The organism is Pseudomonas sp. C5pp, assembly GCF_000814065.1.
Lineage (GTDB): Bacteria > Pseudomonadota > Gammaproteobacteria > Pseudomonadales > Pseudomonadaceae > Aquipseudomonas > Aquipseudomonas asiatica.
Genome location: NZ_JWLN01000041.1, coordinates 18,073 through 43,519 on the forward strand (window position 1 = coordinate 18,073; position 25,447 = coordinate 43,519).

The window sequence follows — 25,447 nt, forward strand, 5'->3', positions numbered from 1 at the left end:
GATGGCCCAGAACCAGAACAAGGATCACCATGAAGAAGACCCTGCTGACCACTGCCCTGGCCGCTGCCCTGTCGTTTGCCGGCCTGGCTACCGCTGCCGAGAAACTGGTTGTCGCCGCCACCCCGGTACCGCACGCCGAAATCCTCGAGCTGATCAAGCCGACCCTGGCCAAGGAAGGTGTGGACCTGCAGATCAAGGTTTTCACCGACTACGTGCAGCCGAACGTGCAGGTTGACCAGAAGCGCCTGGACGCCAACTACTTCCAGACCCTGCCTTATCTGCAGAACTTCAACGAAGGCAAGGGCACCCACCTGGAAACCGTGATCGGCGTGCATGTCGAACCCTTTGGTGGTTACTCGAAGAAGGTCAAGAGCCTGGGCGAACTGAAAGAAGGCGCTACCGTTGCCATCCCTAACGAGGGCAGCAACAGCGGCCGCGCCCTGCTACTGCTGCAGAAAGCTGGCCTGATCACCCTGAAGGATCCGAAGAACGCCCTGGCCACCCCCAAGGACATTGCCGAGAACCCGAAGAAGCTGAAGTTCCGCGAGCTTGAGTCGGCCATGCTGCCGCGCGTGCTGGACCAGGTCGACCTGGACATGATCAACACCAACTACGCCCTGGAAGCCGGCCTGAACCCGGCCAAGGACGCGCTGGTGATCGAAGGCAGCGACTCGCCATACGTGAACTTCCTGGTCGCCCGCCCGGACAACAAGGACAGCGATGCCATCCAGAAACTGGCCAAGGCCCTGACCAGCCCGGAAGTGAAGGAATTCATCGCCAAGAAGTACCAAGGTGCGGTGCTGCCGGCGTTCTGATGCGCTTGCATTACCTGGCATGACCCAACGCCGACACCCTTGTGTCGGCGTTTTTATGTGTGGGCATAGTTACCTGTGGGAGCGGGTTTACCCGCGAACACGGGCGAAGCCCGTGCCATCCACCCCGTTGCCTGCTTCGCGGGTAAACCCGCTCCCACAAGGGCTGCAAAGCGGCCTCGGCAATCTCACTGGTTACGCGGTAGCCAGTTCAACAGGAACTCATTCACCACCCGCGGGTTCTCCAGGCTGGAGATATGCCCCGCAAACGGAATCTGCGCCGCCAGGCAGCCAATGATCCGCGCCATTTCATTGGACTCTTCCGGCGGCCGCGGAATGTCCTGATCGCCGCACATCAGGATGGTTCTCTCGCTCGGCAGCTGCTCGAGTTGCTCCAGCAGGTCGTGTCGTCCAAAGATTATCCGCCCCATGGGATCGAGGCTCTCGCGAATGGTTTGTGCACTGCTTGCCTTCAGCTGAGCACGAAACCGCTCACGGATTTCAGGCACGGTCTGGCCGCCTGCGTGGAAAAAAATAGGCACGATGATGTCGAGCAACGGGTCGCTGAATTCGCCGGCTGCGCTGGCGGTATCCAGCAAGGCGAAATACTTGAGCCGAGTTTCCTCCGGCTCGGCGCCCAGGTAAGTGTCCATGAGCACCAGGCGATCAATTCGTTCAGGGTGGTTAGCAGCCAGCGGTGCCCCCCACATACCGCCTACCGACAGCCCGACCAGGTGGCACTTGGTAATTTCCAGTTTGTCCAGCAGCGTTAGGTGCTGGTGGACCAAGCTGTTCATGTCGATGGTCGTGGCAGGCGGAGCATCGGAGCCGCCGTGGCCCCACAGCTCGGGGACGATGACGCGGAAGTGTGCTGACAAGGCTTCGATTTGTGGCTGCCACATCTCGGCGGACCACAGGTAGCTGTGGCCGAGCAGGACCGGGAAACCCTGGCCCTGGTCGATGTAGCTCATGCGGGCGCCGTCGATTTCGATGAAGTGTCTTTGCATGGAATGGGTCTCGGCTGGGAGTGCTGTAGGGTATTCGAAATTGTCGGGGGCCGCTTTGCGGCCCATTCGCAGCACAAGGCTGCTCCTACAGGGGATCGCGGTCTCTTGTAGGAGCAGCCTTGTGCTGCGAATGGGCTGGCACCAGACGCAAGGTACTCTGCGCCGGAATCACCCCCATCTGCGCCTTCTGGTACTGCCCCTGCACATACCCTTCGGCCTGATCCGCAAAATGCCTGTCGAACGGCACACCACTCTGCCCGACCGGGTTGGTGGTCAGCGCCTGCCCGGCATCGGCAAAGTCGACCAGCCGCCGCGTCGACGGCCCATAGGTCACCGGCCATGGCGCCGGGCCGATCTTCGCCGAGAGGTTGTTCGGCACTTCGTGGGTGCCCGGTGCGGCGAACGGGCCGACGTTGAACAGCAGGTTCAGCGGCTTTTTGACCCCCAGCGGGTGGTTGTGGGTCAGGGTATGGGCCTTGCCCCACTGCCAACTGGCCGGGTCGTTGCCCAGGGTTTCCCGCAGGTGCTTCAAGGTGTTCTGCCACGCCATGCGCACCACGGCGTTACGGTCGGTGCGCTGGTTGGCTCCGCGGGTGTTCCACCACGGCGAATCGGCATCCGCCGCCAGGCGCGGCAGGGCGGCGTCGATGGCGCGGGTGCTGATAAGTACCGGGAACCAGGTGTCGCCCAGCTCGTCATGCAGGGCCGCGAATGCCAGCTCGTAGAGGAACTGGTTGAACAGCGTGGCACTGGTCGAGTCGAGCGGGTAGTCGCCGCTCCAGGCTGCCAGTTGCTCGACCAGCTCCTTCTCTTCGTCACCTTCGGCCACTGCGCGTAGCGTTGCCAGCAGTGGTGCAAGGGTGCGCGGGCCATGGTCGCTGGCGGTGTCCAACTGCAGCGCCTGGCTATTTTGGGTATCCCACTTCACATCGGGGTTGGCCAAGTGGCGATCGAGCTGGCGGCCTCGGTCCGGCAGGTTGTAGTAACCGGGTATCGGCACTGCCGCCGGAGGCTGGTAGTTGGCCGAGACAATGTAGCCGCGTGCCGGGTTCTCCTGCTGCGGGTTGACCCTGAAGGGGTAGAAGCCGAGCTTGTCCGCCTGCGCACTGGCACCATCGAGGATGAACACGGGGTCGACGCCGTCGGGGCGGATCGGCAACTGTGCCGCCGCCCACCAGCCGATATCGCCACGGGCATTGGCCCAGACCAGGTTCAGCCCCGGCGCATGCACCTTGGCCGCAGCCTCGCGCATCTTGCCCAGGGTATCGGCGCGGTTGAGCTGGTAGAAACCGTCGAGGAGCGGGTTTTCGGTTTCCAGGAACGCCCACCACATGGCGATTGGCGTGGGCCCGGCAGTGGCACCCAGCACGTCGTTGACGATCGGGCCATGGGGCGAGCGGCGGAGGCTGAGGGTGACCGGTGCTTCGCCTTTGACGGCAATCTGCTGCTCGGTCTTTTCCAGCGCCTGCCATTTGCCATCGACCATCACCTGGTTGGCGTCGGCAGGGTTGGTGCGCTCGGCGATCAGGTCGACGTCGTCATTCTGGAACATGGTCAGGCTCCAGCCGAAGTCGCGGTTGTGGCCGAGCAGGGCGAACGGGTTGAGCGCCTGGAAGTAGCCATACAGGTTGAAGCCCGGCGCCGACAGCTCGGCCTCGTACCACACCGCCGGCACCGCAAAACCGATGTGCGGGTCGCCGGCCAGCAGCGGCCTGCCGCTGCGGGTGCGGCTGCCGGCCACGGCCCAGGCGTTGCTGCCCTCGAATTGCGGGATGCCCGCATCGCCCAGCGCGTCCTGGCTGAGGCGGGCGAGGGCCTCCAGGCTTTGCCAGTCGGCAGCGGCCAGCGGTGTACCCAAGGCGCCCTCGGGCTGCCAGGCGAGATCGAAGATGTTCAGGTACTCAGGGCCCAGCTGGTCGCGGATATAGGTGAGCGCGGGCTCGGTGCGAAACGCGGCGGCGAAGCTGTAGGCCAGGTAGCCGGCGATGCTCAGGGTGTCTTCGGCGCTGAAGGGGCGTGGGGTGATGCCGAGCAGATCGAACTCCACGGGTTTTGGGTGGCTGGCCTGCCAGCTGTTCACCCCGTCGAGGTAGGCCTGCAGGGCTTGCCAGGCGGGTGACTGGCGGTCCTGACGCTTGGCCATCAGTGCTGCCTGTTCGCGAATGCGCAGGCTGCGGAACAGGGTGTCGGTGGGCAGCAGCTTGTCGCCCAGTACCTCGGCCAGCTCGCCCCGGGCCAGGCGGCGCAAGATCTCCATCTGGAACAGCCGGTCCTGGGCATGCACGTAACCGAGGGCACGGTACAGGTCCGGCTCGCTCTGCGCCTGCAGGTGCGGCACGCCGCGGGCATCGTAGCGCACGCTGACTGGCGCCTGCAGGCCGGCAATGGCCACCTCGCCCTCGCGTTGCGGCAGCTTGCCCTGCACATACCAGTATCCGGCGCCGGCGGCCACGGCAACCATCACGGCCAACAGGGTCAAGCTGCGCTTCATGCAGGCTCCTTGTGCGTTCAAGCGAAAAATGTGGTCCGATGATCGGCGGATTCGCGACCAGAGCATAGCCCCAGGAAGGAGTTTCCATGTCCCTCAGCGAAAAACAGAAAATGCTTACAGGCCAGCTCTATCACGCTGGCTGCCCCGAGCTGCAGGCCGAGCAGATCGCCAACAAGCACTGGATGCACCGCTACAACAGCAGTGTTGAATTGCTCAACGACGCACGCCATGGGCTCCTGGTAGAGCACTTTGGCCAGGTCGGCGAAGGCGCGGTGATCCGCCCGCCGTTCTATTGCGACTATGGCTACAACATCAGCGTCGGCCGCAACACCTTCATGAATTTCAATTGCGTGATCCTCGATGTGCTGCCGGTGCGTATCGGTGATGACTGCCAGATCGGCCCCAACGTGCAGATCTATACCGCCGACCACCCGCTCGACCCCGAAGTGCGCCGCACAGGGCTGGAGAGTGGCCGGCCGGTGACCATCGGCAACAACGTGTGGATCGGCGGCGCGGCGATCATCCTGCCGGGGGTGACCATTGGTGATAACGCCGTGGTGGGTGCCGGTAGTGTGGTGACTCGGGATGTGCCGGCGGGGGTGACGGTTGTAGGTAACCCGGCGCGGGTGCGTGGTTGATTTGAAAAAGCCCTGCGGTGTTGGCCGCAGGGCGTTGGGTCAGGCAGGTTTGAAGCCAGGTTTGCCGTTGGCTGCGCGCCATTCTTTAATGCGGTTGACGACGCCTTGCGGGCTGACATCTGCGCCATCTGGGGGGTAATAGATCACGTCTGACCCGTCAGGGTGCTCGGTCAACTTCTCGAAAAGAAGAACAATATCAATCCGGTGCTTTTCCAGCTCAGCACCCTTGAGGCCCGTCCGATCCGCATATAGATCCGACACCAATGCGAGAAACTCAGGCTCTGTGTACTCCGTCAAACTCTGTTTCAACGTCATTGATTGTTTCCTCTGTGATGGTTTATGTGGACTTGGGGAGTCATGAACACGAGATTATCGAAGTCGTACACTGCGCCACCCTTTGCAATTTCGTGCTTGTGGTGAATCTCTAACTTGACTCGCTTTCCTACTCGCTGGTCGCGCTTGGCGAATGGCGCTAGCCCTCTACGCATGTCGTCGAGGATTGCGGGCATGATGTGGCGACTGAATACCTCATCTGTCGCAATCTCCATCCAGATTGCCTCCTTTAGCCTATCGAATCTGGCAAACCTCCGCCCCCTGAGCCTTTCCGCAATCTTTGCTGGAATCGGCGCGCCCGCCGCAGTAGTGGCTGCATCCAGAACCCTGTCTGGTGTGATAACGCCGTTGCCGCTTGCAACCCCTGGTAAATTCCGTGGGTTGCGCAACATCACATAAATCGGCGCCAGCCCCGAGTCTGCCGGGAAGATGATGACGTAGTCGTCGATCTGCAGTTCGGGCAGTTCGGGGAGCGTACGGATATCCGGATCCGGCGGGACGATGATAGGGCCCGGAAGGTGCTTCTGCAGATCCTCGACGATAGGGGAGCCAGGGATGACCGTACCATTCTCGCCGGTGGCAGACAGCGTCGAGGGCGGCGTTGCCGGGTGCCAGAGCAGCGTTGCGCCACCTGGGCCTTCGGCGGTAAATCTGTACGCGCCTTGGGCTGCGTCCCACTGTGCCTGGCGTACGCGCACGTCGCGCAGAAGGGCGCTGCCATCCGTGGCTGCCAAGTACACTTCGGTCTGCATGCCCTGAGGGACAGCGTCCATCCGCAAGGGCAGCTCAAGCGTCTGACCAGCTTTGCGGTTTGCTTCGAGGGTAAGGTCCGCGCCGGGACTCATCAGGGCGAGCGGGACGGTCACCCCCATGCGCTCAGCATCGCCCAGACGAGCTGAATACAGCATCAGAGGAACATACCTGGCGACCGCCAGGAGCCCACCGGCGAGCAGACGTTGGGCGGCTTTGCCGAGTGCTTCGCCAAAGTCGAGCCAGATCGGTTCGAAATGGGCTATGCCACCGCGTGAGGTCGCCAGGATCAGCGGGTGGTGGATACTGGCTACCCAGGCGTTGAACGTTACAGGTGTATTGCCAGGAGTACGGCCAGACAAGACGGCCAGCGAAGTCTGCTCGTCGAAAACGGTGGCGACGGTGTTGTCTGTTTGTGCCAGTAACCGCATCACCTCCGTACTTTCAGCGGACGATGTCTGGGTATGGGCGGCAATTTGGGCTTGTAGCTGTGCCTGCACGTTTAGCAATGCCGCTTTGCGGTCTGCGGAACCTTCTGGCGCGTGGTACTGGAGCGCGGAATCGATCCAGGTAGCTTGCGACGCCAAGTGGCCTTGACTCAGGTTCATGCTGGAGTAGGTCGAGGCAAGCTGCTCGCGCGCCTTGAGCAGGTCGGACGTTTCCCGTTCTAGCTCGCGGCTATGTTCGAGTGCTGCTTGCGGGGCAACGCTTTCTTGCTGATGGCGCTCGAAGGCCGTCAGCATCGCTTTCAACGCGCTGCTGGCTTGCAGGAACGCCTGGCTGGCTGTGCCCAGTTGAGCAAGGGCCTGATGGTACTGTTGGAGCGTCCGGTCAATATCCTGATCATGACTTTCCCTCATCCTGAGAGTGGACAAGGTGCTCTGCAGCTGTTGTTGGCGTTGGGCCAACTCGCCGCTTACCTGCTCCAGGTACTTCACGTCGAACGCCGCTCGGTAAGAGTCGAGCCACGCTTGCTGAGGGTCTGCTGGAGCGTTTGGTTTTCGGGCTACAGCCAGGAATTCATGAAGGTTGCGATTTACCGGGTCACCGCCGAAGAAGCTGTAAGCCTGATCACGCGTTGCTTGCAGGCGTGTAGCGAACAATGCCTGAAGCTCATTGATGGCAGCGATGGTGCGTTCTGTCGCCTGGATTTCGCCAAGACCATTCAGCGAGCCCGCTTGATCACGTAAGGCCTGGTCGAGGTCTTGCTGTAACGTGGCGAGGCGCTGTTCATGCGCCTTTTGAACGCCTAACTTGCCGTTTTCGGTCTGTACGATCAGGTCGATATCCAGGCGCCCAGGCTCGAAAACGGATACCAGTTGAAACGATGCACCGGGATGGGTGCCCCAAAGTTGAGGGCCGACGGGAAGACGGGTGCTGTCTACATAGCTGTTTGGAAGCTCGGTGGAACCTTGTGACATACAGTTTCTCCATTGATCTGTATGTCGCTACGGTAAAAATCCTCCCTCGGGCTGAAGCTGTAGATATCTATCGGGTAGCCACTAACTACCAGGGGCAGTAACACCCTATGGCCAATGTATTGCTGGCCTGCACCGGCCGGTCTTCAAGCAAGGCCTTGATGATGGGTTCCACAAAGCTGTTGCTGGCATTGCACACGGCGCCTTCGCTGTAGGGGCCGAAGTAGGCCAGGTGGCCTTGCCGGTCCCAGATGGCCACGGCCGGGGAGGCGGGCAGGTGTTCGCTGCCGGGCAGGCTGGCGAGTGGCTTGAGGGCGGTGAGGTTGGCGCGCAGCTGGCCGTGGCTGTCGGGCTTTTGCAGCACGTGGAAGGTCACGCCCTGGCTGGCGAACTGGTTGACCAGGTCGCCCAGGTGCTGCTGGTTGCCGACGTTGCACGGGCAGGCCGGGTCCCAGAAATGCACTACCCGGATCGGGCCGGGGCCGGCCAGCTCGGGGGGCAACTGCAGCTGGCTGCCGTCGAACAGCGTGGCCTGGTTGTCGAACGGGCGCAGGTAGCGGGCCTGGAAGGTGGTGTAGGCCTGCCAGAGGATGGTCACACCGACCAGAAGGGCGATTGCTGTGCACAGCGGTTTGATGATCCGAGTCTTCATGAAGTTTCCGCGGCCCTCTGTAGGAGCAGCCTTGTGCTGCGAAAGGGCCGGCATGACTGATGGTGTTGTTGTGGCAGTACCGGCCTCTTCGCAGCACAAGGCTGCTCCTACCGGGGATACCGCTATCGGCCTGAAATCGAGCAAGCTTGCCACGACGCCAGCCAGAGCTGAATATCCCAGATCAATACTTGCTTCACTGTGGATGTACCCGATGCCCGCTGCCTTTCACCCAGACCTCCTGCGCACCAGCCTGGCGCCACTGACCGCTCGCCAGCCGTTGTCGGCGCAGGCGCAGGACTATCAGCGCTTCTATGGCCTGAACCTTTCGGCCCACAGCTGGCTGGGCGGCTTCCAGGCCGCAGGCTTCGAGCTGGTCGGGCAGGCCTGGCTACCCGAGCAGCCGAGCGCGACGCTGTTCCTGCTGCACGGCTATTACGATCACATGGGGTTGTACCGTCACGTGATCGATTGGGCGCTCAAGCAGGGTTTCGCAGTGATCAGTTGCGACCTGCCAGGCCACGGCCTGTCCAGCGGCGAGCGGGCCAGCATCAGTGATTTCGCGGTGTACCAGCAGGTGCTGGAGGCTTTGTTCGAACAGGCGCGCACGCTGCAACTGCCGCGCCCTTGGCACCTGTGCGGGCAAAGCACCGGTGGCGCCATCGCCGTGGACCACCTGTTGTACCAAGGCGCGCGCAGCCCCATCGATGGCCAGGTCATCCTGTTGGCACCGCTGGTGCGGCCCTGTGCCTGGCACTGGTCGAAGCTGAGCTATCGCGTGTTGCGTCACTTCGTGAATGGCATCGAGCGGCGCTTCAGCGAGAACACCAATGACCCGACCTTCCTGCCGTTTCTCGAAGCCGACCCGCTGCAACCGCGCCGCCTGCCTACAGCTTGGGTGGGCGCCTTGATTGCCTGGGTCAAACGCATCGAGGCCGCGCCGCGCAGCACGCGGCGGCCGTTGATCGTGCAAGGAGAAGCGGATGGCACAGTGGACTGGCCGTACAACCTCGAAGTACTCAAGGCCAAGTTTGCCGAGCCGCAGATTCTGATGCTGCCCGAGGCCCGTCACCACCTGGCCAACGAGCTGCCGGGCATTCGCCAGCGCTACTTCGACTTCATCGACCAGCGCCTGGGCTGATCACTTAAGGTCGCTGCTGCTCTGGCCAACTGCCAGGCCTGCGCGAACGGCGGCCAAGGCGGCCTGGTAGTAAGCCTTGCCGTCTGGCGACTCGGCAAAGGTAGCGAACTCTTCCAGCTCGGCATCGGACAGGTCGCGATAGACATACAGCAGGGTGTTGTTGAGGTCTTCGCCGATCTGGCCCATCAGGCGCTGGCGCTGGCCGTCGAGCAGGTTCTGGGCCTGACCGCCGCCGAACAGGCCGGGGATCATCGAGCTGAGGCTGTCGGCCGCCACGCCGGCAATGGCCAGGCTCACTTCGGCACCGGCTTCGCGCGCCGGCAGGGCCTGGGCCAGATGCCCGATTATCAGCAGGCGATCATCGCTGGCCTGGATCTTCGGCAAGCCCTTGGCATTCCTGGCCAGTTCGTCCTTGCGTGTGGCCTTGAGCTCCGCAGCCACCACCTTGCGCCCCAGCGGCGACCGGAAGAAGGCCAGCGCCGGTGCAGGGTTGGCCAAGGTTGCGCGCAGCTGCGCCTGGGCGCGACGGTCCACCGCCTGGGCCTGGAAGCGCTGGTTGCTGTTGTTTACCAGCGCCTGGTACACGGCGGGTGGCAAACTGTTGCGGTAGCGTTCCTGGGCAGCGGTCAGGGCATCATTGAAATGGGCGCGCTGGTCGGGCCAGCCGGCGGCCTTGTACAGTTGATCCAGGTTGTCTGCCCAGACAGGCACGGTGCAGATCATCAGCAGAATCAGGGAAAACAGACGGCGCATTCAGGACTCCTGTCGGCAGGTGGCTATTGTCCGTGGCCGGGCGCCGGTTTGTCGAGATATCCGCGTGCTTCTCGGCCAAGTGGCGCTGTGCGCCGGCATGGCTAATGGATATGATGCGCGCCATGCACATCTCCCCTGAACACCCTATGCTTGCGGCCGTCGTCGACGATCTGGCCTCCCATGGCTGGTCCCAGCAGGCGCTTTTTCTGCCTGCCGACCTGGTGCGCGCGCTCGCGGCCGAGTGCCGGCGCCGTGATGCCGAAGGCGAACTCAACCCTGCAGGGGTTGGGCGCGGTGCTGCCCAGGAGGTGCGCGAGGCCATTCGCGGCGACCAGATCCAGTGGATCGACCCCGGCCAGGCCGAGGCCTGCGACCAGTACCTGAGCGCCATGGACCAGCTGCGCCAGGCCATCAACCAGGGCCTGTTCCTCGGCCTGGAAGACTTCGAGTGCCATTTTGCCTTGTACCCGCCAGGGGCGTTCTATCGCCGGCACCTGGACCGCTTCCGCGATGATGACCGGCGCATGGTGTCGGCAGTCCTGTACCTGAATGAAGGCTGGCAGCCGCAGGACGGTGGCCAGTTGCGCATGTTCCTGGCGGACGGTGTCGAGCATGATGTCGAGCCGGTGGCGGGCTGCCTGGTGGTGTTCCTGTCGGGCGAGGTGCCCCATGAGGTGCTGCCGGCAGGGCGTGAGCGGCTTTCGTTGACCGGCTGGTTCCGGCGCCGTGGCAATGACCCCTTCTGACCTGCCCAAGGTGCTGGTCAGCGCCTGCCTGCTGGGGCAGCCAGTGCGCTATGACGGCCGCGCCAGTGGCCACCCCGACCTGTTGCAGCGCTGGCAGGCCGAGGGGCGCGTGGTGCCGTTGTGCCCGGAAGTGGCGGGTGGCTTGCCGACCCCACGGCCGCCTGCAGAGATACCGGGCGGGCAGGGTGGGGAGGTGCTCGACGGTGGCGCGCAGGTGCTGACGGTGGCGGGCGAGGATGTCAGCGCCGAGTTCCTGGCTGGGGCGCAGCGGGCGCTGGAGCTGGTGCACCGGCATGGCATTCGTGTGGCCGTGCTGAAGGCTGGAAGCCCTTCGTGTGGCAACCGGTTGACCTATGACGGCACGTTCAGTGGTGTGAAGGTTGCCGGGGAAGGGGTTACCACGGCATTGCTGCGGCGGGCGGGGGTGCTGGTGTTCAGCGAGCTGGAGCTGGACGAGGCACAGCAGGTTCTGGCCGGGCTTTCAGCTTGAGCCTGTACTGGCCTCTTCGCGGGCTCGCCCGCGAAGAGGCCAGTACAGGCAATAAAGAACTTACTGCCCCGATGCAGTCTCAGGCACACCCTTGAACCATTTCTGCTCAAGCTCGGCAGTCCGCCCGCTGTCTTTGAGCCGCTGCAGTGCATTGTTCACCGCGCTCTCGAACGCCGGGTTGTCCTTCTGGAACGGGATCACCAGCTGCTTCTCGCCAAACGGCAGGCTCACATCGAGCGGGCCGTCACCTTTGGGCGATTCGCTCGACGGGGTCAGTGCGATGTCGTACTTGCCACTCTCGACACCGGGCAGTACCTCTGCCGCAGGGGCTTCGATGAACTCGGCGCGCAGGTCCAGTTCCTTGGCCAGCGCCTGGCCGAAGTCGATCTCGAAGCCGGTCAGGTGGTCATTTTCCTTGAATGCGTACGGCGAGTTGTCGGCCTGTACGGCTATGCGCAGTTCGCCCCGGTCGGCAATTTCGTCTATCAGCTCGGCCTGAGCCAATGGCGTGATGAGTACCGCCAGCATTACTCCTATGGTCGAACGCATTAAAGCCCCTTTTCTCTTTGGCAGATGAATAACCTTCGCCACGGCTTTCTTCCTCGCTGTGGTCGAGCGCAGCCTATGACCTTGAAGCCTCGGCATTGTTTAACCCTGATTGAAATATTTCTGCCTGACGCTGTGAACATCCAGGCACAGATATCAACTAAGGTGAACCACCGCCGCCACTGGAATACTGGCGGCGGTCAATAAGTGAATCACAGGAGAAGTGAATGAACAGCCTATTTTCGCGTGCTGCCGTTGCTGGTCTGATGATGGGAGCGTCGATGTTCGCCAGTGCCGCAGATGCCCTGAAGAGCCAGGAGCCGCCCAAGGATGCCAAGGTCTTCATCGTTTCCCCCGCCGATGGCGCCACGGTCGACAAGACCTTCACCGTCAAGTTCGGCATCGAGGGCATGGCGCTCAAGCCTGCGGGTGACAGCACCCCGCACACCGGGCACCACCACCTGCTGGTGGACGTGGATAAAGAGCCTGTGGCCGACATGGCCCTGCCGGCCAGCCTGATGCCACAGGCCGGCACCGCGTTGCCGGACGGCCCGCAAGTACTGCACTTCGGCAAGGCGCAGACCGAAACCAGCATTACCCTGACCCCAGGCAAGCACACCCTGCAGCTGGTGCTGGGTGACCAGTATCACGTGCCGTTCAAGCCGAGCGTCGTGTCGCAGAAGATTACTGTCGACGTGAAATAGGGGTTGAGCTCTTCGCGGGCAAGCCCGCGAAGCAAGCGACACCAATGTCACAGGCAAAAAAATGGGAGGCCACCAGGGCCTCCCTTTTTCATGCCGCCAGCGAACTTAGAACAGGACGCGGGAACGGATGGTGCCCTTGACCTGTTGCAGCTTCTCTTGCGCCAGGTCGGAGTACTCGGCGTCAACGTCGATCACCACATAACCGACTTTCTCGTTGGTCTGCAGGAACTGACCGGAGATGTTGATGCCGTTCTCGGCGAAGACCTTGTTGATCTCGCTGAGCACGCCCGGGATGTTTTCGTGGATGTGCAGCAGACGGTGCTTGCCTGGGTGCGCCGGCAGGGCCACTTCCGGGAAGTTGACCGAGGATACCGAGGTACCGTTGTCGCTGTACTTGACCAGCTTCTCGGCCACTTCCAGGCCGATGTTGGCCTGGGCTTCGGCAGTGGAACCACCGATGTGCGGGGTCAGGATCACGTTGTCCAGGCCACGCAGCGGGCTTTCGAACTGCTCGTCGTTGGAGCGCGGTTCCACCGGGAACACGTCGATGGCGGCGCCGATCAGGTGCTGGTCCTTGATGGCGGCGGCCAGGTGGTCCAGCTCGACCACGGTGCCGCGTGCGGCGTTGATCAGGATCGCGCCCTTCTTCATCGCGCGGATTTCCTTCTCGCCGATCATCCACTGGGTGGACGGCAGCTCAGGCACGTGCAGCGAAACGATGTCGGCCAGGCCCAGCAGCTCGTGCAGGCTGGTGACCTGCACGGCGTTGCCCAGTGGCAGCTTGGTCAGCGGGTCGTAGAAATACACCTGCATGCCCATGTTCTCGGCCAGGACCGACAGCTGGGTGCCGATCGAGCCGTAACCGACGATACCCAGCTTCTTGCCGCGGATTTCGAAGGAATTGGCCGCGCTCTTGATCCAGCCGCCACGGTGGCAGGAAGCGTTCTTCTCGGGGATGCCGCGCAGCAGCAGGATGGCCTCGGCCAGTACCAGTTCGGCTACCGAACGGGTGTTGGAGTATGGCGCGTTGAACACGGCGATACCGCGCTCGCGGGCAGCTTCCAGGTCGACCTGGTTGGTGCCGATGCAGAAGCAGCCAACGGCGACCAGTTTCTTGGCGCAGTCGAAGATCTCTTCGGTCAGCTGGGTGCGCGAACGGATACCGATGAAGTGGGCATCGGCGATCTTTTCCTTCAGCTCGGCTTCCGGCAGCGAACCAGTGAGGTATTCGATGTTGGTGTAGCCGGCGGCCTTGAGGGTATCGACCGCGTTCTGGTGCACACCTTCAAGAAGAAGGAACCGGATCTTGCTCTTGTCGAGAGAAGTCTTGCTCATCTGCGTAAACCTGTATCCCGGAGAAAAAATGGCGAGGGTGATGCCAGGCGCAAAGGCAGCCTTAGCATGAACAGCGGGAGGGCTATGCTAGCATACGCGACACAATCTGAGCTTATCCCGACAGGTGAAGAGTGCTCAGGGTGACTATGAATAAGTCGAGAGTTCCAGCGATGACCCACCCCGCTGTAATTGATGAACTGATGACCCTTGTCGACCCTGGCAAGGTCCTGACCGACGCAGCTTCCCTGGAAGCCTATGGCAAGGACTGGACCAAGCATTACCCACCGGCACCCAGCGCCATCGTCTTTCCCAAGACGGTGGAGCAGGTGCAGGCGATTGTGCGCTGGGCCAATACGCACAAGGTGGCGCTGGTGCCGTCTGGCGGGCGTACCGGGCTTTCCGCAGGCGCCGTGGCGGCCAACGGCGAAGTGGTGGTCGCCTTCGACTACATGAACCAGATTCTCGGCTTCAATGCATTCGACCGCACCGTGGTCTGCCAGCCAGGGGTGATTACCCGCCAGCTGCAGGCCTACGCCGAAGAACAGGGCTTGTATTACCCGGTGGACTTCGCCTCCAGCGGTTCCAGCCAGATTGGCGGCAATATCGGCACCAATGCCGGTGGAATCAAGGTGATTCGCTACGGCATGACCCGCAACTGGGTGGCCGGGTTGAAAGTGGTGACCGGCAAGGGTGAGCTGCTGGAGCTGAACAAGGACCTGATCAAGAACGCCACCGGCTACGACCTGCGCCAGCTGTTTATCGGTGCCGAAGGTACCCTTGGCTTCGTGGTCGAGGCCACCATGCGTCTGGACCGTGCGCCGCGCAACCTCACCGCGATGGTGCTGGGTATCCCCGATTTCGACTCGATCATGCCTGTGCTGCATGCCTTCCAGGGCAAGCTCGACCTGACTGCCTTCGAGTTCTTCTCCGACAAGGGCCTGGCCAGGATCCTGGCGCGTGGCGACGTGCCGGCGCCGTTCGAGACCGACTGCCCGTTCTACGCGCTGCTGGAGTTCGAGGCCAGCACCGAGGAGGTGGCCAACGAAGCGCTGGCCACCTTCGAGCACTGCGTCGAACAAGGCTGGGTGCTGGACGGGGTCATGAGCCAGAGCGAGACCCAGCTGAAAAACCTGTGGAAACTGCGCGAGTACCTGTCGGAAACCATCTCGCACTGGACCCCGTACAAGAACGACATTTCTGTCACGGTGTCGAAAGTGCCAGCGTTCCTGCGCGATATAGATGCCATCGTCGCCGAACATTACCCGGATTACGAAGTGGTGTGGTACGGCCACATCGGCGACGGCAACCTGCACCTGAACATCCTCAAGCCCGAGCACATGAGCAAGGACGACTTCTTCGCCTCCTGCACCAAGGTCAACAAGTGGGTGTTCGAGATCGTCGAGCGCTACAACGGCTCGATCTCCGCCGAGCATGGTGTGGGCATGACCAAGCGTGACTACCTGGGCTACAGCCGCTCGCCCGAAGAAATTGCCTGCATGAAGGCAATAAAGGCCGTGTTCGACCCTAACGGCATCATGAATCCGGGTAAGATCTTCGCACCTGAATAGAAAGCAGTATCCAGAGGAGTCGGCCATGAGTTACCAGCATCAGTACGTAGACGGCACACGCATTCACTTCCCGCTGGGCAAGGTGGTGTGCATCGGCCGTAACTATGCCGAGCATGCCAAGGAGCTGGACAACCCGATCCCCACCGAACCGCTGCTGTTCATCAAGCCGGGCAGCTGCGTGGTGCCGGCCGAGGGCGGCTTCAAGATTCCGGTCGAGCGTGGCTCGGTGCACTATGAGGCGGAAATTGCCGTGCTGCTGGGCAAGCCGCTGTCGACTCATCCGAGCGAGGAAGAGGTGCTGGACGCCATTTCCGGCTATGCACCGGCGCTAGACCTTACCCTGCGTGACGTGCAGGCCAAGCTGAAAGAGAAGGGCCTGCCCTGGGAGTTGGCCAAGTGCTTCGATGGCGCCTGCGTACTGCCGCCGTTCGTGTCGGCCGCCAGCTTCGAGGATGTGACCGACATCCCGGTGCGCCTGACCGTCAACGGCGAAGTTCGCCAGGATGGTAACAGCGCGATGATGCTCAACCCGATCGTGCCGATGATCCAGCACATGGCCGCGCATTTCTCGCTGCAGGCGGGGGATGTGATCCTTACCGGTACCCCGGCGGGTGTGGGGCCGTTCAATGTCGGTGACGAATTGGTGCTGGAGTTGCCGGGTGTGAGCCGCTTCGAAAGCCGGGTGCTCTGACTCGAGACCGCGTCGCCTTCTTCGCGGGTAAACCCGCTCCCACAGGTACTGCGCAACCCTCAAGGGCGACGCTATGCCTGTGGGGGCGGGTTCACCCGCGAAGAGGCCGGTCCTGTTTACCGATTTTTCACACCTGATCCGGATAATGCGCGAATCTTCGCCCATTTCCCCAGGACCCCTGCATGCCATCTCCCTCCAGCGCCCCGGCAACCCTCAAGCGTCGTTTCTTTCTACGCTGGCCCTTCGGCCTGGCTGTGGCGGCGGTAGTCGGCTATGGCGTGGCCGTAGCCATGCATTGGGATGACCGCGGTGCGCTGTGGGTCAAGGAAAGTTTCGAAAGCGCCGCCGAGCGCAGCGAGAGCGTATGGCTACCAGACTACAAGGTCGACATCGATGCCAAACCGTTGCCGGGCATGGACGACGATGAGGCTTCGGATGTTGCCTTCAACCCGCGTACCCGCACCCTGTTCGCAGTCATGGGCAAGAACCCGATCCTGGTCGAACTGAGCCTGAATGGCGATGTACTGCGCAAGATCCCCCTCAACGGCTGGAACAACCCGGAAGGCGTCGCCGTACTGGAAGACGGCTACCTGGCAATCACCGATGAGCGCCTGCACGACCTGACCGTGGTCAAGGTGGATGCGCAGACCACCTCGTTGAACCATGATGATTTCCAGAGCCACGACCTGGGCCCGTCGGTGAAGAGCAACAAGGGCTTCGAGGCGGTGGCCTGGGACCCGCTGCGCCAGCGCCTGGTAATCGGCGAGGAGCGCCCGCCCAGGCTGTATACCTGGAATACCGACGGCCGTAGCCCGCTCACGGGTGAAAAACAGCTTTTGCCCAGTGATGAACTGGACCTGCGCAACCTATCGGCGCTTGGCGTGGATCCGCGTACCGGCCACTTGCTGGTGCTGTCGTCCGACTCCAACATGCTTCTGGAACTGGACGAGCAGGGCCAGCAAGTCAGTTTCATGACCCTGCTCGGCGGTTTCAACGGCCTGCAGGACACCATCCCGCGTGCCGAAGGGGTGGCCATGGACGACAAGGGCAACCTGTACATGATCAGCGAGCCGGCACTGTTCTATCGCTTCAGCAAAAACTGACTCAAACATCCGACTTTTCGGATGCTGGCATTAAGCTTTACTTCAGTTGTTCGTGATTAGATTCGTCACCCCTGTGTCGAGTCTTCCCTCATGCGCCGTTTTGTTCGTCCGTTCCCTGTTCTGGTCGTTATCGGCCTGATCCTGCTCGGCTTGGCCGGGCAGGAGTTTCGCCTGTTCGAGCGTGGCTGGTTCAACCTCAAGGCCTGGTGGCAGCCAGCCGAGCAAAGCATCGGCCTGGACCGTTACCGGGTGGTGGTGGAGGGGCAACTGATCGAGGGGCTGGATGACGACATCTCGGCGCTGACCTACGACCCCGACCGCAAGACTCTGTTTACCGTTACCAATGCACGCTCGGAGCTGATCGAGCTGTCGCTGGACGGGCGCATCCTGCGCCGAGTGCCGCTGACCGGCTTCGGCGACCCGGAAGCCGTGGAGTACGTCGGGCCCAACAGCTATGTGATCACCGACGAGCGTCAGCAGCGGCTGATTCGCGTGCGCCTGGAGGACGACACGATGTTCCTCGATGCCGGCGATGCCGAGCAGCTGACCCTGGGCATTGGCCTGAATGGCAACAAGGGCTTCGAGGGGCTGGCCTATGATTCGGCGGGCAAGCGCCTGTTCGTGGCCAAGGAGCGTGACCCAATGCTGATCTACGAGGTGCATGGCTTCCCGCACGACAATCCTGAGCAGCCCTATGCGGTGCATGTGGTGCAGGACCGCAAGCGCGATTCGCGGCTGTTCGTGCGGGACCTGTCGAGCTTGCAGTTCGATGAGCGCAGCGGGCACCTGCTGGCGCTGTCGGACGAGTCGCGGCTGGTGCTGGAGCTGGATGTGGAGGGCCGGCCGCTGAGTACCTTGTCGTTACGCAAGGGGTTCCAGGGGTTGCAGGCGACGGTGCCGCAGGCGGAGGGGATTGCGATGGATGAGGCGGGGACCATCTATCTGGTCAGTGAGCCGAACCTGTTCTATGTGTTCAAACAGCCAGCGGAGTGAGCAGGTGGGGCTGCTTTGCAGCCCATCGCGACACAAGGCCGCTCCTACAGGAAATCGCGTATCCCTGTAGGAGCGGCCTTGTGTCGCGAAACGAGGGCGAAGCCCTCGCAGAAGGTTATTCGACCTTGAGGCTCTTCACGCCCTCAGAGGTACCCAGCAGCAGCAAATCCGCCGGACGCGCCGCGAACAGGCCGTTGGTCACCACGCCAACGATGGCGTTGATCTGCGCTTCCAGCTCCACCGGGTTGGTGATCTGCAGGTTGTGCACATCGAGGATCACATTGCCGTTGTCGGTAACCACGCCCTCACGGTACACCGGGTCGCCGCCCAGTTTGACCAACTGGCGCGCCACGTGGCTGCGGGCCATCGGGATCACTTCGACCGGCAGCGGGAACGCGCCCAGCACCGGTACCAGCTTGCTGGCATCGGCGATGCAGATGAAGGTCTTGGCCACGGCGGCGACGATCTTCTCGCGGGTCAGGGCTGCGCCGCCGCCTTTGATCAGGTTCAGGTGCGCGTCGCTCTCGTCGGCGCCGTCCACGTAGAACTCCAGTTCGCTGACGCTGTTCAGCTCGTAGACCGGGATGCCATGGCCCTTCAGACGCTGGGCAGTGGCTTCGGAGCTGGCGACCGCGCCGTCGAAGGCGGTCTTGTGCTGAGCCAGGGCGTCGATGAAGAAGTTGGCGGTCGAACCGGTGCCGACGCCGACGACGCTCTTTTCATCCAGCTTGGGCAGAATGAAGTCGACAGCGGCCTGGGCGACGGCCTGTTTGAGTTGGTCCTGGGTCATGCGGGCTCCGAGAGGGGCAGGGCGGATTTGAAAAGAGCCTAGTATAACGGCTCGGGCGGCTTTGCTGTGGTCGCCCGACGTAGCGCTGGGGTAGACTCCCAGCCCTTGTCCCGCGGCCCAGTGATGCATTCCCGATGCTCGAACAGTACGTCAAGAAGATCCTCACCTCGCGCGTCTACGACGTCGCGGTCGAAACCCCGCTGCAGAGCGCCGGGCAGCTGAGCAAGCGCCTGGGCAACCAGATTCTGCTCAAGCGCGAAGACCTGCAGCCGGTGTTCTCGTTCAAGATCCGCGGGGCCTACAACAAGCTGGCCCAACTGACCCCGGAAGAACTGGCCCGCGGCGTGGTCACCGCCTCTGCCGGCAACCATGCCCAGGGCCTGGCCCTGGCTGCGCGCGAGATGGGTATCAAGGCCACTATCGTGATGCCCAAGACCACCCCGGAGATCAAGGTCGAGGGCGTGCGTTCGCGGGGCGGCAAGGTGGTGCTGCATGGCGACTCGTTCCCCGAGGCGCTGGCCTATTCGCTGAAACTGGTCGATGAAAAGGGCTTCGTCTACGTGCACCCCTACGACGACCCGCACACCATCGCCGGGCAGGGCACCGTGGCCATGGAGATCCTGCGCCAGCACCCAGGCCAGCTGGACGCGATCTTCGTGCCGGTGGGTGGCGGTGGCCTGATCGCCGGCATTGCTGCCTACGTGAAATACCTGCGCCCGGAAATCAAGGTGATTGGTGTCGAGCCGGACGACTCCAACTGCCTGCAGGCGGCCATGGCGGCCGGCGAGCGCGTGGTGCTGCCGCAGGTCGGGCTGTTCGCCGACGGTGTGGCGGTGGCGCAGATCGGCCAGCACACCTTCGACATCTGCCGCCACCATGTGGATGAAGTGGTCACCGTCAGTACCGACGAAATCTGCGCGGCTATCAAGGATATCTACGATGATACCCGCTCGATCACCGAACCTGCTGGTGCCTTGGGCGTGGCGGGCATCAAGAAGTACGTCGAGTTGTACGGCGTGACCGGGCAGACCCTGGTGGCCATCGACTCCGGTGCCAACGTCAACTTCGACCGCCTGCGCCATGTGGCCGAGCGTGCCGAGCTGGGTGAAAAGCGCGAAGCGATCATCGCCGTGACCATCCCTGAGCGCCCGGGCAGCTTCAAGGCCTTCTGCGAGGCTATCGGCAAGCGCCAGATCACCGAATTCAACTACCGCAAGCACACCTCCGACGAGGCGCATATCTTCGTCGGCGTGCAGACCCACCCGGAAAACGACCCGCGTGCGGCGCTGGTACAGCAACTGACCGAGCAGGGCTTCCCGGTTACCGACCTGACCGACAACGAGCTGGCCAAGCTGCATATTCGCCATATGGTTGGTGGTCATTCGGCCGGTGCCAGTGACGAGATGGTGCTGCGTTTCGAGTTCCCCGAGCGGCCGGGGGCGCTGTTCAACTTCCTCAACAAGCTGGGCGGGCGCTGGAACATCTCGATGTTCCATTACCGCAACCATGGCGCCGCTGACGGGCGCGTGGTGGCGGGGTTGCAGGTGCCGGAAGACGAGCGTCACCTGGTGCCGGCGGCGCTGGCCAAGATCGGCTACCCGTACTGGGACGAAACCGACAACCCGGCTTACAAGCTGTTCCTGGGCTGAGCGGCTAAGCTGGGGCTGATGGCCCTTTCGCGGGCTTGCCCGCTCCCACAGGTACTGCGCAGGCTTCAGGGCCTGTGATATCCCTGTGGCAGCGGGCAAGCCCGCGAAGAAGCCTGCACAAAATGGCCTGCTTAAGGACAACCGAGACATGGAACACCTGACCACCCTCAAGACCCTGCACATCATCGCCACCGCGCTCCTGCTGCTGGGTGCTCTGGGCCTGGCGCTCTGGACCGTGCGCGCCCGCCGCCAGGGCGATGCCGAGGCTTACGCCAAGCTGCTGCGTCGGCCGCTGGTGTTCGTCTGGCTGGTGATGGGCCTGTGCCTGGTGAGCATGCCGTTCACCGGCTGGTGGCTGGTGCACCTGGTGGGCTGGCCGCTGGGGCAGACCTGGGTGCTGGCGTCCAGCGTCATCTATACGCTGGGCGCGTTTGCCGTGTGGTGGCTGCTGGTGCGGTTGAACCGGCTGCGCAAGGCCGAGGTGGTGGGGTTGCGCTTTACCCTGGCACTGGCGGTGTTCAGTGGGGTTTGCTTCCTGTCCATCGCCGGGCTGATGGGGGCCAAGCCGGTCTGACAGCTTTGTGCTGTATGTGCTGGCCTCTTCGCGGGTAAACCCGCTCCTACAGGGTCTGAGCAAGGCTTGAGGGCTGTGCAGTACCTGTGGGAGCGGGTTTACCCGCGAAGAGGCCGGTACAGGAAAACCTCAAACCCTGAGCGAAACCACCGGCCACCCACGCATCTCGGCCTCCGTCCGCAGCTTCGGGTCGGGGTCCACCGCCACCGCATGCGCCACCCGCTGCAACAGCGGCAAATCGTTCATCGAGTCGCTATAGAAATAGCTGTCCTCAAGGTCGAAGCCGTTCTCCAGCATCCAGCGCTCCAGCCGCGTCACCTTGCCTTCACGGAAACACGGTATATCGGTACTACGCCCGGTATAGCGGCCATCACGCGTTTCGCATTCGGTCGCCAGCAACACGCGAACCCCCAGGCGCCGGGCAATCGGTGCGGTGACGAAGCGGTTGGTGGCGGTGATGATCACCAGCTGGTCGCCGGCCTCGCGGTGCTGCTGCAGCAAGGTCAGCGCCTTGGGCAGGATGATCGGCTCGATGCAGGCGCGCATGAAGTCGCGGTGCCATTCGTCGAGCTGGGTTACCGGTGTTGCCGCAAGGATTTCCATGGAAAAGGCCAGGTAGGCCTGCAGGTCCAGGGTGCCGTTCAGGTATTCCTGATAGAAGCCATCGTTGCGTTGCTTGTAGGTAACCGGGTCGAGGATGCCGCGCTGGCAAAGGTAGTCACCCCAGGCATGGTCGCTGTCGCCACCGAGGAGGGTATTGTCCAGGTCGAATAAAGCCAGGCGCATCGCGGTCACTCGCATAAGCCACAGGGTAGGCCCGCAGAATACGGAGTTTTCACGCTGCTGCACATAAGCTTGGCGGGCGCGTTGCTGCGCTCGCAAGCTTTGTGGAACAATGCGGTGACATGCGTTTGCGAGGTTGCTGCCGTGATCGACCCGGATGGTTTTCGCCCCAATGTCGGGATCATTCTCACGAATGATGCCGGGCAGGTGCTATGGGCTCGACGGATCAACCAGGATGCCTGGCAGTTTCCCCAGGGTGGCATCAACCCTGACGAGACGCCGGAAGATGCCCTGTACCGCGAGCTGAACGAAGAAGTTGGCCTTGAACGCGATGATGTGGAAATTCTTGCCTGCACCCGTGGCTGGTTGCGTTATCGTTTACCCCAGCGACTGGTGCGTACGCATAGCCAGCCGCTGTGCATCGGCCAGAAGCAGAAATGGTTCCTGCTGCGTCTGGTCAGCAACGAACAACGGGTGCGGATGGACCTGACCGGCAAGCCGGAATTCGACGGCTGGCGTTGGGTCAGCTATTGGTACCCGCTGGGCCAGGTTGTGACATTCAAGCGCGAGGTCTACCGACGCGCCCTGAAAGAGCTAGCACCGCGTCTGCTGACGCGCGACTGACGACGGAGTTCGACCCCGAGCCATGCTCAATACGCTGCGCAAGATCGTCCAGGAAGTAAACTCCGCCAAAGATCTCAAGTCGGCGTTGGGGATCATTGTCTTGCGTGTCAAGGAGGCCATGTGCAGCCAGGTCTGCTCGGTCTACCTGCTCGACCCGGAAACCAACCGCTTCGTGCTGATGGCCACCGAAGGCCTCAACAAGCGATCCATCGGCAAGGTCAGCATGGCCCCCAACGAAGGCCTGGTCGGCCTGGTCGGTACCCGGGAAGAGCCGCTGAACCTGGAAAACGCTGCCGACCACCCGCGTTACCGCTACTTTGCCGAAACCGGCGAGGAAAAATTCGCCTCCTTCCTCGGTGCGCCGATCATCCACCACCGCCGCGTGGTCGGGGTATTGGTCATCCAGCAAAAGGAGCGCCGCCAGTTCGACGAGGGCGAAGAGGCCTTCCTGGTCACCATGAGCGCCCAGCTCGCCGGGGTTATCGCCCACGCCGAGGCTACTGGCTCGATCCGTGGCCTGGGCCGCCAGGGCAAGGGTATCCAGGAAGCGCGCTTCGTCGGCGTACCGGGCTCGCCCGGTGCCGCCGTGGGGCGCGCAGTGGTGATGCTACCGCCAGCCGATCTGGAAGTGGTACCGGACAAGACCGTCGATGACATCGACGCCGAACTGAAGCTGTTCCAGAACGCCCTCGAAGGTGTGCGCGACGATATGCGCAAGCTGTCGGCCAAGCTGGCCACCCAGCTGCGCCCGGAGGAGCGTGCACTGTTCGATGTGTACCTGATGATGCTCGAAGATGCGGCCCTGGGCGGTGAGGTGACCGAAGTCATCAAGACCGGCCAGTGGGCCCAGGGTGCCCTGCGCCAGGTGGTGGGCGAGCACGTCAACCGCTTCGAGCTGATGGACGATGACTACCTGCGCGAGCGCGCCTCCGACGTCAAGGACCTGGGCCGGCGCCTGCTGGCCTACCTGCAGGAAGCCCGCGCGCAGTCGCTGGTGTACGCCGACAACACCATCCTGGTCAGCGAAGAGCTGACCCCGGCGATGCTCGGCGAAGTGCCTGAAGGCAAGCTGGTCGGCCTGGTCTCGGTACTGGGCTCGGGCAACTCCCACGTCGCCATCCTGGCTCGCGCCATGGGCATCCCCACGGTGATGGGCCTGGTCGATCTGCCTTATTCCAAGGTCGACGGCATCGAGATGATCGTCGACGGCTACAAGGGCGAGGTGTTCACCAACCCCAGCGAAGTGCTGCGCAAGCAGTACAGCGACGTGGTCGAGGAGGAGCGCCAGCTGGCCCAGGGCCTGGATGCCCTGCGCGAACTGCCGTGCGTTACCCCGGACGGCCACCGCATGCCGCTGTGGGTCAACACCGGTCTGCTCGCCGACGTGGCCCGTGCCCAGCAGCGTGGAGCTGAAGGGGTGGGGCTGTACCGCACCGAAGTGCCGTTCATGATCAACCAGCGCTTCCCCAGCGAGAAAGAGCAGCTGGCCATCTACCGCGAGCAGCTGGCGGCCTTCCACCCGTTGCCGGTGACCATGCGTACCCTCGACATCGGTGGCGACAAGTCGCTGTCGTACTTCCCGATCAAGGAAGAAAACCCGTTCCTCGGCTGGCGCGGCATCCGTGTCACCCTCGACCACCCGGAAATCTTCCTGGTGCAGACCCGCGCCATGCTCAAGGCCAGCGAGGGGCTGAACAACCTGCGTATCCTGCTGCCGATGATTTCCGGCATCCATGAGCTGGAAGAGGCGCTGCACCTGATCCACCGCGCCTGGGGCGAGGTGCGTGACGAAGGCACCGATGTGCCGATGCCACCGGTTGGCGTGATGGTGGAAATTCCGGCGGCGGTGTACCAGACCAAGGAACTGGCGCGGCAGGTGGACTTCCTGTCGGTTGGTTCCAACGACCTGACCCAGTACCTGCTGGCGGTGGACCGCAACAACCCGCGGGTCGCCGACCTTTACGACTACCTGCACCCGGCGGTGTTGCAGGCGCTGAACACGGTGGTGCGCGACGCCCATGGCGAAGGCAAGCCGGTGAGTATCTGCGGTGAGATGGCCGGTGACCCGGCAGCGGCGATCCTGTTGATGGCCATGGGCTTCGACAGTCTGTCGATGAACGCCACCAACCTGCCGAAGGTGAAGTGGATGCTGCGCCAGATCAACCTGGGTAAGGCCAAGGAATTGCTCACCGAGGCCCTGAGCCATGACAACCCGCAGGTTATCCACAGCTCGCTGCAACTGGCCCTGAAAAACCTTGGGTTGGCGCGGATGATCGGGCCTGGGGCCAATAAAACCCTCTGAGTGTGAGGTGGCCTGTTCCGGCCTCTTCGCGGGTAACCCGCTCCCACAGGTACAGCGCAGCCTTCAGATGCGGCGCAATCCCTGTGGGAGCGGGTTTACCCGCGAAGAGGCCGGAGCAAGCACCGTCAAATTATCAGGCCAGCAACTCAACTTCCCCCAAATGCCCACCAAAGGGCCCGAAACTGCGTTCAACCAGTCGCCTTTTCCCCTGATCATCCACAATCAGCACCGTGCTCGCCCGCGTCCCGTAGTTCTGGCTGGCAATGAACACGCTCGACAGCAGCTTCTCGGTCGCCAACCCCACGCCCGTCTCCGGCAACTCGCCCTCCGGCGCCGGTTCGGCATCGGCCAGCAACGCCAGCAAGCGCTGTGGCTCTGGCGTTTCCAGTAACCCTTCCAGCCCACTGCGCGCCTTCACCAGCTTAGGCCAAGGCGTATCCAGCCCGGCATTGGAAAGCCCGTAAACCCCGGCCTCCAGCAAGCGCGGCGCCGCGTCTCGGGCATGCAGATAGCCCAGCTGCAGTCCATCGCCCACCAGCAGGTTGAACCCTGAATAT

At 62.7% G+C, this 25,447-nt stretch carries 25 protein-coding genes; 14 read left to right on the forward strand and 11 right to left on the reverse strand.

What is annotated here, in order from left to right:
• Positions 1–29: 29 nt before the first annotated feature.
• On the forward strand, positions 30–815 hold the full coding sequence (locus RR51_RS24980) for a MetQ/NlpA family ABC transporter substrate-binding protein (RefSeq protein WP_039614995.1): 786 nt from the start codon (positions 30–32) through the stop codon (positions 813–815).
• Positions 816–1,000: 185 nt separating this feature from the next.
• On the opposite strand, the gene RR51_RS24985 is transcribed toward RR51_RS24980, so the two are convergent.
• Both RR51_RS24985 and RR51_RS24990 read right to left on the reverse strand, forming a co-directional pair.
• Positions 1,001–1,819 (reverse strand): alpha/beta fold hydrolase, encoded by an 819-nt coding sequence (locus tag RR51_RS24985; RefSeq protein WP_039615013.1) that lies wholly within the window; start codon positions 1,817–1,819, stop codon positions 1,001–1,003.
• Between the two features lie 85 nt (positions 1,820–1,904).
• Positions 1,905–4,310 (reverse strand): penicillin acylase family protein, encoded by a 2,406-nt coding sequence (locus RR51_RS24990; protein WP_039614996.1) that lies wholly within the window; start codon positions 4,308–4,310, stop codon positions 1,905–1,907.
• An 86-nt stretch (positions 4,311–4,396) separates the two neighbouring features.
• Here RR51_RS24990 and RR51_RS24995 point away from each other — a divergent pair, with 86 nt between their 5' ends.
• Positions 4,397–4,948: a sugar O-acetyltransferase gene (locus tag RR51_RS24995; protein WP_039614997.1), complete on the forward strand. Its 552-nt coding sequence runs from the start codon at positions 4,397–4,399 to the stop codon at positions 4,946–4,948.
• A 39-nt stretch (positions 4,949–4,987) separates the two neighbouring features.
• Here RR51_RS24995 and RR51_RS25000 read toward each other — a convergent pair whose 3' ends face one another.
• The 3 genes from RR51_RS25000 to RR51_RS25010 all read right to left on the reverse strand — a co-directional run bounded on the left by RR51_RS25000 (position 4,988) and on the right by RR51_RS25010 (position 8,101).
• On the reverse strand, positions 4,988–5,263 hold the full coding sequence (locus RR51_RS25000; RefSeq protein WP_039614998.1) for a bacteriocin immunity protein: 276 nt from the start codon (positions 5,261–5,263) through the stop codon (positions 4,988–4,990).
• On the reverse strand, positions 5,260–7,452 hold the full coding sequence (locus RR51_RS25005) for an S-type pyocin domain-containing protein (protein ID WP_039614999.1): 2,193 nt from the start codon (positions 7,450–7,452) through the stop codon (positions 5,260–5,262). The genes RR51_RS25000 and RR51_RS25005 overlap by 4 nt, the downstream gene beginning before the upstream one ends.
• 85 nt (positions 7,453–7,537) lie before the next feature.
• The gene (locus RR51_RS25010; protein WP_039615000.1) at positions 7,538–8,101 is read right to left on the reverse strand and encodes a DUF6436 domain-containing protein; all 564 of its coding nucleotides are present in this window, start codon (positions 8,099–8,101) and stop codon (positions 7,538–7,540) included.
• A gap of 211 nt (positions 8,102–8,312) precedes the next feature.
• On the opposite strand from RR51_RS25010, the gene RR51_RS25015 reads away from it, so the two are divergent.
• Positions 8,313–9,239: an alpha/beta hydrolase gene (locus tag RR51_RS25015; protein WP_039615001.1), complete on the forward strand. Its 927-nt coding sequence runs from the start codon at positions 8,313–8,315 to the stop codon at positions 9,237–9,239.
• Here RR51_RS25015 and RR51_RS25020 read toward each other — a convergent pair whose 3' ends face one another.
• On the reverse strand, positions 9,240–9,992 hold the full coding sequence (locus tag RR51_RS25020; RefSeq protein WP_003258544.1) for a DUF2059 domain-containing protein: 753 nt from the start codon (positions 9,990–9,992) through the stop codon (positions 9,240–9,242). It lies immediately after the preceding gene.
• Between the two features lie 113 nt (positions 9,993–10,105).
• On the opposite strand from RR51_RS25020, the gene RR51_RS25025 reads away from it, so the two are divergent.
• Together RR51_RS25025 and RR51_RS25030 are read left to right on the forward strand one after the other, a co-directional pair.
• The gene (locus RR51_RS25025; protein WP_039615014.1) at positions 10,106–10,738 is read left to right on the forward strand and encodes a 2OG-Fe(II) oxygenase; all 633 of its coding nucleotides are present in this window, start codon (positions 10,106–10,108) and stop codon (positions 10,736–10,738) included.
• Entirely contained in the window at positions 10,725–11,228 is a 504-nt protein-coding gene (locus RR51_RS25030; RefSeq protein ID WP_039615002.1) for a DUF523 domain-containing protein, read from the forward strand. Before RR51_RS25025 ends, RR51_RS25030 begins: the two co-directional genes overlap by 14 nt.
• Positions 11,229–11,288: 60 nt before the next feature.
• Here the strand turns inward: RR51_RS25030 and RR51_RS25035 are convergent, their stop codons facing one another.
• Positions 11,289–11,777: a substrate-binding periplasmic protein gene (locus RR51_RS25035; RefSeq protein ID WP_039615003.1), complete on the reverse strand. Its 489-nt coding sequence runs from the start codon at positions 11,775–11,777 to the stop codon at positions 11,289–11,291.
• Positions 11,778–12,001: 224 nt separating this feature from the next.
• Here RR51_RS25035 and RR51_RS25040 point away from each other — a divergent pair, with 224 nt between their 5' ends.
• Positions 12,002–12,478, forward strand: a complete 477-nt coding sequence (locus RR51_RS25040) for a DUF4399 domain-containing protein (protein WP_039615004.1) — start codon at positions 12,002–12,004, stop codon at positions 12,476–12,478.
• 105 nt (positions 12,479–12,583) lie between these two features.
• Here RR51_RS25040 and serA read toward each other — a convergent pair whose 3' ends face one another.
• Positions 12,584–13,813: a phosphoglycerate dehydrogenase gene (gene serA, locus RR51_RS25045; protein ID WP_003258542.1), complete on the reverse strand. Its 1,230-nt coding sequence runs from the start codon at positions 13,811–13,813 to the stop codon at positions 12,584–12,586.
• A 170-nt stretch (positions 13,814–13,983) separates the two neighbouring features.
• Here serA and RR51_RS25050 point away from each other — a divergent pair, with 170 nt between their 5' ends.
• From RR51_RS25050 to RR51_RS25065, 4 genes are all read left to right on the forward strand, one after another.
• Positions 13,984–15,381, forward strand: coding sequence for an FAD-binding oxidoreductase (locus RR51_RS25050; RefSeq protein ID WP_039615005.1), 1,398 nt, complete (start codon positions 13,984–13,986; stop codon positions 15,379–15,381).
• Between the two features lie 25 nt (positions 15,382–15,406).
• Positions 15,407–16,072 (forward strand): fumarylacetoacetate hydrolase family protein, encoded by a 666-nt coding sequence (locus tag RR51_RS25055; protein WP_039615006.1) that lies wholly within the window; start codon positions 15,407–15,409, stop codon positions 16,070–16,072.
• Between the two features lie 182 nt (positions 16,073–16,254).
• Complete coding sequence (locus RR51_RS25060; RefSeq protein WP_039615007.1) at positions 16,255–17,175, forward strand: SdiA-regulated domain-containing protein; 921 nt, start codon at positions 16,255–16,257, stop codon at positions 17,173–17,175.
• A gap of 90 nt (positions 17,176–17,265) precedes the next feature.
• Positions 17,266–18,168: an SdiA-regulated domain-containing protein gene (locus RR51_RS25065; RefSeq protein WP_039615008.1), complete on the forward strand. Its 903-nt coding sequence runs from the start codon at positions 17,266–17,268 to the stop codon at positions 18,166–18,168.
• A 115-nt stretch (positions 18,169–18,283) separates the two neighbouring features.
• Here RR51_RS25065 and rpiA read toward each other — a convergent pair whose 3' ends face one another.
• Positions 18,284–18,958 carry a ribose-5-phosphate isomerase RpiA gene (gene rpiA / locus RR51_RS25070; protein ID WP_039615009.1) on the reverse strand — a complete coding sequence of 225 codons (675 nt, stop codon included), beginning with the start codon at positions 18,956–18,958 and terminating at the stop codon, positions 18,284–18,286.
• A gap of 134 nt (positions 18,959–19,092) precedes the next feature.
• Between rpiA and ilvA the strand changes: the two genes are divergently transcribed.
• Both ilvA and RR51_RS25080 read left to right on the forward strand, forming a co-directional pair.
• Positions 19,093–20,607, forward strand: coding sequence for a threonine ammonia-lyase, biosynthetic (gene ilvA, locus RR51_RS25075; RefSeq protein ID WP_013974671.1), 1,515 nt, complete (start codon positions 19,093–19,095; stop codon positions 20,605–20,607).
• Positions 20,608–20,755: 148 nt separating this feature from the next.
• Positions 20,756–21,181, forward strand: a complete 426-nt coding sequence (locus RR51_RS25080) for a DUF2269 domain-containing protein (RefSeq protein WP_015272187.1) — start codon at positions 20,756–20,758, stop codon at positions 21,179–21,181.
• A gap of 129 nt (positions 21,182–21,310) precedes the next feature.
• Here the strand turns inward: RR51_RS25080 and RR51_RS25085 are convergent, their stop codons facing one another.
• The gene (locus RR51_RS25085) at positions 21,311–21,967 is read right to left on the reverse strand and encodes an HAD family hydrolase (protein ID WP_039615010.1); all 657 of its coding nucleotides are present in this window, start codon (positions 21,965–21,967) and stop codon (positions 21,311–21,313) included.
• 141 nt (positions 21,968–22,108) lie between these two features.
• Here RR51_RS25085 and RR51_RS25090 point away from each other — a divergent pair, with 141 nt between their 5' ends.
• Both RR51_RS25090 and ptsP read left to right on the forward strand, forming a co-directional pair.
• Positions 22,109–22,588 (forward strand): RNA pyrophosphohydrolase, encoded by a 480-nt coding sequence (locus RR51_RS25090; RefSeq protein WP_003249017.1) that lies wholly within the window; start codon positions 22,109–22,111, stop codon positions 22,586–22,588.
• Between the two features lie 22 nt (positions 22,589–22,610).
• The gene (ptsP, locus tag RR51_RS25095) at positions 22,611–24,890 is read left to right on the forward strand and encodes a phosphoenolpyruvate--protein phosphotransferase (protein WP_039615011.1); all 2,280 of its coding nucleotides are present in this window, start codon (positions 22,611–22,613) and stop codon (positions 24,888–24,890) included.
• 133 nt (positions 24,891–25,023) lie between these two features.
• On the opposite strand, the gene RR51_RS25100 is transcribed toward ptsP, so the two are convergent.
• Positions 25,024–25,447, reverse strand: a 424-nt coding sequence (locus tag RR51_RS25100; protein WP_039615012.1) for an NRDE family protein, incomplete at its 5' end; no start/stop codon positions are given.